We start from the raw sequence: 1456 nt of genomic DNA, 5'->3' as shown, positions 1-1456 counted from the left end.
CCCGCGCGCGACGCCGACGTCGCGCTGTCGCCGCTCGGGGCGGCGCAGGCACGCGCCCTGGGCGCCTGGCTCGGCGACCTGCCGCCGTCGGAGCGGCCCGACGCCGTCTGGGCGTCGCCGTACGAACGCGCGCACCAGACAGCCCTGCTCGCGCTCGGTGCGGCGGGCCTGGACCTGCGAGTCCGGCTCGACGAGCGGCTGCGCGACCGCGAGCTCGGCGTGCTCGACACGCTGACGGCGCGCGGCGTGGATGCACGCATGCCGTTCGAGGCGGAGCGCCGTCGTTGGCTCGGCAAGTTCTACTACCGCCCGCCCGGCGGCGAGTCGTGGGCGGACCTGGCGCTCCGGCTGCGCTCGTTCCTCGGGGAGCTCGACCGCCTCGACGTCGGGCCGACCGTCATGGTCGTGTGCCACGACGCCCCCATCATGGTGATGCGCTACGTGCTCGAGCAGCTCACGGAGGCGCAGATCCTCGAGATCGGCCGCACGTCGGCGGTGCGCAACACCTCGGTCACCGAGCTCGTCCGCACCGACGGCGACCCGACCGAGCCCTGGCGGCTGCGCGCGTTCGACCGCGCGGAGCACCTCGCCGCGGTGGGCGTACCCGTCACCGTGCACGCCGGGACCGTGGACAGCACGGCCGGCGAGGCGGCTGTCGACGAGGCGGACGCCGCCACGGAGGGCATGGTCCGTGAGCCGCGCTGACGTCGTCGCGCCGGCGCTGCTGCGCTCGTGGCCGCTCCCCGACGACGCCGACTCGAAGGACGCGCGAGGCGCCGTGCTCGTCGTCGGCGGTGCCCGGGAGACGCCCGGGGCGGCGATGCTCGCCGGGCTCGCGGCGCTGCGCGTCGGCGCGGGTCGGCTCTCGTTCGGGCTCCCCGAGTCGGTCGCGGTGGCGGTGGCGGTCGCCACGCCCGAGGCCGGAGCCGTCGGGCTGCCCGAGACGGCCGACGGCCTGCTCGACGGCAGGGGCGTCGAGTCGCTCGACGCCGGCCTGGGCCGGGCCGCCGTGCTCGTCGTCGGCCCGGGTCTGTCCGGGGCGGACGAGACCACCGCACTGCTCGAGGCCCTGCTCCCCCGCGTCGGCGACGGCACGGGCCTCGTGCTCGACGCCTTCGCGCTCGGCGTGCTGCACGACCTCGACCGGTCGCTCCTCGAGCCCTTCCGTGGTCGCCTGCTCCTCACGCCCAACGCGGGCGAGGGCGCACGCCTGCTGGGCCTCGACGAGGAGGCGGAGCCCGACGCGATGGCGAGCCGGATCGCCGACGAGTACGGCGCCGTCGTGACGTGCCGGGGAGCGATCGCCGAACCGGGCGGCCGCGCGTGGCAGGCGTCGACCGGCAGCGGCGGGCTCGCGACCTCGGGCAGCGGCGACGTGCTCGTGGGCGCGGTCGCGGGCGTCCTCGCGCGCGGCGCCGAGCCGGCGCAGGCGGCGTGCTGGGGCACCCACCTGCAC

At 77.4% G+C, this 1456-nt stretch carries 2 protein-coding genes; both read left to right on the top strand.

Annotation, left to right across the window (positions count from 1 at the left end):
• The coding region (locus tag ICW40_RS16060; protein WP_221655018.1) for a histidine phosphatase family protein at positions 1-705 on the top strand (705 nt) is incomplete at its 5' end.
• Positions 692-1456: ADP-dependent NAD(P)H-hydrate dehydratase (locus ICW40_RS16055; protein WP_221655017.1), on the top strand; the 765-nt coding region annotated here is incomplete at its 3' end. The genes ICW40_RS16060 and ICW40_RS16055, both read left to right, overlap by 14 nt.

This window comes from Actinotalea ferrariae (assembly GCF_019733465.1).
In the GTDB taxonomy this organism is placed as follows: domain Bacteria; phylum Actinomycetota; class Actinomycetes; order Actinomycetales; family Cellulomonadaceae; genus Actinotalea; species Actinotalea ferrariae_A.
The sequence above is the reverse complement of the archived record's forward strand: the minus strand, read 5'-3'. Positions and strand labels throughout refer to the sequence as shown.